The 4752-nt window shown below is 61.9% G+C and carries 4 protein-coding genes and 2 pseudogenes; all 6 read left to right on the top strand.

Annotated features, from left to right (window positions below):
• A pseudogene (locus QZ501_RS14810) lies at positions 1–886 on the top strand (bifunctional prephenate dehydrogenase/3-phosphoshikimate 1-carboxyvinyltransferase); the annotation flags it as partial.
• Positions 883–1566 (top strand): (d)CMP kinase, encoded by a 684-nt coding sequence (gene cmk, locus QZ501_RS14805; protein WP_151439022.1) that lies wholly within the window; start codon positions 883–885, stop codon positions 1564–1566. The pseudogene QZ501_RS14810 and the gene cmk, both read left to right, overlap by 4 nt.
• Before the next feature lie 132 nt (positions 1567–1698).
• The gene (gene rpsA / locus QZ501_RS14800) at positions 1699–3384 is read left to right on the top strand and encodes a 30S ribosomal protein S1 (RefSeq protein WP_095617478.1); all 1686 of its coding nucleotides are present in this window, start codon (positions 1699–1701) and stop codon (positions 3382–3384) included.
• A 118-nt stretch (positions 3385–3502) separates the two neighbouring features.
• Positions 3503–3799, top strand: coding sequence for an integration host factor subunit beta (locus QZ501_RS14795; RefSeq protein ID WP_077530832.1), 297 nt, complete (start codon positions 3503–3505; stop codon positions 3797–3799).
• Between the two features lie 18 nt (positions 3800–3817).
• On the top strand, positions 3818–4123 hold the full coding sequence (locus QZ501_RS14790) for a lipopolysaccharide assembly protein LapA domain-containing protein (protein WP_095617477.1): 306 nt from the start codon (positions 3818–3820) through the stop codon (positions 4121–4123).
• A pseudogene (locus QZ501_RS14785) lies at positions 4120–4752 on the top strand (lipopolysaccharide assembly protein LapB); the annotation flags it as partial. The gene QZ501_RS14790 and the pseudogene QZ501_RS14785, both read left to right, overlap by 4 nt.

The raw sequence follows: 4752 nt of genomic DNA, 5'->3' as shown, positions 1-4752 counted from the left end.
GGGTGGTCGCCCCCCGCTGCACATCGCCGGCGGCCAGCCGCTGAAAGGTATTGATTACGAACTGCCCGTGGCCAGCGCCCAAGTCAAATCCTGCCTTCTGCTGGCCGGACTCTATGCTGAGGGTGAGACCGTGGTGACGGAGCCGGCGCCCACCCGGGACCATACTGAGCGCATGCTCAAGGGCTTCGGCTACCCCGTGGTGCAGGACGGCCCGACCGCGCGTGTGACCGGCGGTGGCCGCCTGAGCGCCTGTTCTATCGATGTGCCGGCGGACATTTCCTCGGCCACCTTCTTCATCGTGGCTGCCGCCATTACGCCGGACTCGGACCTGTGGCTGCGCCACGTGGGCGTCAACCCGACCCGTATCGGTGTGGTCAATATCCTGCGCGCGATGGGCGCGGCCATTGAGTTGCATAACGAACGCGAGGCCGGCGGTGAGCCGGTGGCGGATCTGCGGGTTCGCCATGCGCCGCTGAAGGGCATCCGCATTCCCGAGGACCAGGTCCCGCTGGCCATTGATGAGTTCCCGGCGATTTTCGTCGCGGCCGCGAACGCCGAGGGCAGCACCGAGCTGACCGGTGCCGCCGAACTGCGGGTCAAGGAAAGCGACCGGATCCAGGTCATGGCCGATGGGCTGGATGCTCTGGGTGTTGTCAGTGAGGTCCGGGAGGACGGGATCCTGATCCAGGGTGGTGCCTACGGCGGCGGGCGGATCAACAGCCACGGTGACCACCGTATCGCCATGGCCTTCGCGGTGGCGGCCCTGCGCGCATCCGGGCCGGTGATCATTGACGACTGCGCGAACGTCGCTACTTCCTTTCCGGGCTTTGTGGCACTGGCCAACCAGGTCGGGCTGACGGTTGAATCTTCCGAGGAGACGCAATGACAGCATCTGAACAGGCACCGGTGATTGCCGTGGACGGCCCCGGTGGCGCTGGCAAGGGCACCATCACCCAGCTCCTGGCGCGGCGTCTGGGCTGGCATCTGCTGGACAGTGGCGCGCTCTACCGCCTCACGGCACTGGCTGCCATGAAACAGGCGGTGGATTTCGACGACGAGACTTTGCTGGCTGGGGTGGCGGCGGCGCTGGACGTGCGTTTTGAGCCCAGTCCGGGCGACGAGCCCGCTAGAGTCTTTCTGGATGGTGAGGAGGTAACGGGCGCCATCCGCACGGAGGAGTGCGGTGACCGTGCCTCGCGTGTGGCGGCCCTCCCGTCGGTCCGCGAGGCGCTCCTGCAGCGCCAGCGCGACTTCTGCCAGCCGCCGGGGCTGGTGGCCGACGGCCGCGATATGGGCACGGTGGTTTTTCCGGATGCGAGTCACAAGATCTTCCTCACTGCCTCAGCCGAGGAGCGGGCCCGGCGCCGGCACGAGCAGTTGCTGGCCCAGGGGGAGAATGTTAGACTCCCCGACCTTGTAAAAGAGATTCAGGCGCGGGATGAACGGGACATGAACCGTTCCACAGCGCCGCTCAAACCGGCGCACGATGCGCAGGTTGTGGAAACAACCGGATTGTCCATTGACGAGGTGCTGGACCAGGTCCTGGCAGTAACGGGCCGTACCTGATAGCGCCTTTTTGTTATTGGAAAAGTGCCGGCGGGCCGCGTGAGACCAGCATGGCGGTGCGTGGGTGTATGGTGAACAGACCCCGGAGGGCTGGCTCGCGGGGAGCTTGGTATTGATCACATAGGACACACAATGAGCGAAAGCTTTGCGGAACTTTTTGAAGAGAGCCTGAAAGACATTGATATGCAGCCGGGGTCCATTGTCAAGGCCACGGTTGTGGACGTTGACAGTGACTGGGTCACGGTCAACGCGGGACTCAAGTCCGAGGGCATCATCCCGGTTTCCCAGTTCTACAACGAGAACGGGGAGCTGGAAGTCGCGGCAGGCGATGAGGTTGACGTGGCGCTGGACGCCGTGGAAGACGGTTTCGGGGCAACCCGCCTGTCGCGCGAGAAAGCGAAGCGCGCTGAAGCCTGGAAGGAACTGGAAAAGGCCTTCGAGGCGGAAGATGCAGTCAAGGGTGTGATCAATGGCAAGGTCAAGGGCGGTTTCACTGTCGACCTCAAGGGCATCCGGGCCTTCCTGCCGGGCTCCCTGGTCGACGTCCGCCCGGTGCGCGACACCACGCACCTTGAGAACAAAGAGCTCGACTTCAAGGTCATCAAGCTCGATGCCAAGCGCAACAACGTGGTTGTTTCCCGCCGCGCCGTGCTGGAAGCCGAGAACAGCGCCGAGCGTGAGCAGCTGCTCGAGACGCTGACCGAAGGCATGGAAATCAAGGGTATCGTCAAGAACCTGACCGACTACGGTGCCTTCGTGGACCTGGGCGGCGTGGACGGCCTGCTCCACATCACGGACATGGCCTGGAAGCGCATCAAGCATCCGAGCGAGATCGTGAACGTTGGCGACGAGATCAACGTCAAGGTCCTCAAGTTCGACCGTGAACGCAACCGTGTATCCCTGGGTCTGAAGCAGCTGGGCGAGGATCCGTGGGTCAACATCAAGGGCCGCTATCCGGAAAACACCCGCGTACCGGCCAAGGTTACCAACCTGACCGACTACGGCTGCTTCGCCGAGCTGGAAGAGGGCGTCGAAGGTCTGGTGCACGTCTCCGAAATGGACTGGACCAACAAGAACATCCATCCCTCCAAGGTTGTGGATGTAGGCGATGAGATTGAGGTGATGATCCTCGACATCGACGAGGAGCGCCGTCGTATCTCGCTGGGCATCAAGCAGTGCCAGCCGAACCCCTGGGAAGAGTTCTCCCAGAACTACAACAAGGGCGATCGGATTACCGGCAAGATCAAGTCCATTACGGACTTCGGTATCTTCATCGGCCTTGAGGGCGGCATCGACGGCCTGGTGCATCTGTCCGACATCAGCTGGAACGAAACCGGCGAGGAAGCGGTCCGCAAGTACAAGAAGGGCGACGAGGTTGAAACCGTCATCCTGTCCGTGGATCCGGAGCGTGAGCGCATCTCGCTGGGTATCAAGCAGCTCGAGAGCGATCCCTTCGCCGAGTTCACTCAGGTCAATGACCGCGGCAGCATCGTGACAGGCACCGTGAGCAGTGTTGATGCCAAGGGCGCAACCGTGACCCTGAATGAAGAGGTGGAAGCCACGCTCAAGGCCTCTGAAATCAGCCGTGACAAGGTTGAGGACGCACGCAATGTGCTCCAGGAAGGCGATGAGGTGGAAGCCAAGATCATCAGCGTTGACCGCAAGAACCGCGTGATCAACCTGTCGATCAAGTCCAAGGACGTTGAGGACGACAAGGAAGCCATGCGGGATGTGCGCGAAAAGGCTGACAACAGCAGCAGCGCCACCACCATTGGTGACCTGATCAAGGAGCAGATGCAGCAGAACGACAACGGCTGAAGCCGGTTCTGCCGCAAAGCATTAAAAAAAACGGGCTGTAACAGCCCGTTTTTTTTGTCTTTTTCATCAGGTTCGCTAAACTTAAGGCGTTGCTGAACCTGTGAGGAAGGACAGGACCATGACGAAATCCGAACTGGTAGAAGTGATCGCCTCGAAACAGTCCCAGCTTTCCGGCAAGGATGTGGAGCTGGCGGTCAAGACGATCATTGATCATATGTCCCAGTCCCTTGCCGAAGGGGAGCGGATCGAGATCCGCGGATTCGGGAGCTTCTCCCTGCACTACCGGGCGCCGCGGGTGGGTCGCAATCCCAAGACCGGCGAATCCGTGAATCTGCCCGAAAAGTATGTTCCCCATTTCAAACCGGGCAAGGATCTGCGCGAGAAGGTCAATGACAGCATGAAGGCCGGCTACTGATCCGGCAGGGAGGGCCGGATGGCCAGGATACGTCGTATTGTTCTTGTTCTGCTGGCGCTGGTGCTGGGACTGGCGGCGATGCTGTTCAGCTTCAGCAATCGCCAGGAGGTGGTGCTGGATCTTCTGTTGGTGCAGACGCCACCGATAAGCGTGGCGCTGGTCCTGGTGCTGACCCTGATCGTGGGCGCCCTTCTGGGGGCGGCCGCCATGCTGGTACCGCTGATGCGGGCAAGGGCCGGGCGCAGGCGGGCGGAACGGAAACTTCGCAAGTCTGAACAGTCATCTCGTGGGCTGCAACGGGATCCAGTCAAGAGTATTGAATGAACACCATCCTGCAGTGGCTGTTGCTGGCGGTGGCTGTCGGCACCGGCTGGGCGCTCGGGCGTTGGCGGCTGCGTCGGCAGGCCTCACCCGCTCCCATTGATGATGAGGATCGGCTCCGGGAACGTCTCCAGTTCCTGTTCACCAACTATTCCGACGAAGCCATTGAATCCTTCCTGGACTCGCTGGATGTCAACCGGGAGACGGTGAACCTCCATCTCTCCATTGGTGCCCACTTCCGTGATCGGGGCGAAGTCGAGCGGGCAACCCTGATCCACCAGAACCTGCTGGCGCGACCGGAGCTGCCGGGCCGCTATTCCTCGCAGGTGACCTACGAGCTGGCACTGGACTATCTGGCAGCCGGGCTCCTGGATCGGGCCGAGGCGCTGTTGCACGAGCTGCTGGGCACCCGCTCCTATGGCGCCCGTGCGGCGGAGCAGCTGGTGCTGATCTATCAGCGCGAGCGGGACTGGGAGAAGGCTGTGGAGGTGGCGCGCACCCTGGTAGGTATCAACGATACCCGGGAAATCCGTAAGCAGCTTGCCCATCTTCTGTGTGAACAGGCCTCGGATCAGGGAGCGGTGAGCCGGGTTCCGGACCCACGGGAGCTCCTTGAGCAGGCTCTGTCGTAC

It is taken from the genome of uncultured Halovibrio sp., assembly GCF_913056445.1.
Classification (GTDB): Bacteria; Pseudomonadota; Gammaproteobacteria; order Pseudomonadales; family Oleiphilaceae; genus Halospina; species Halospina utahensis_B.
Note: the sequence above shows the minus strand (reverse complement) of the source record. Positions and strands in the feature narration are given on the sequence as shown.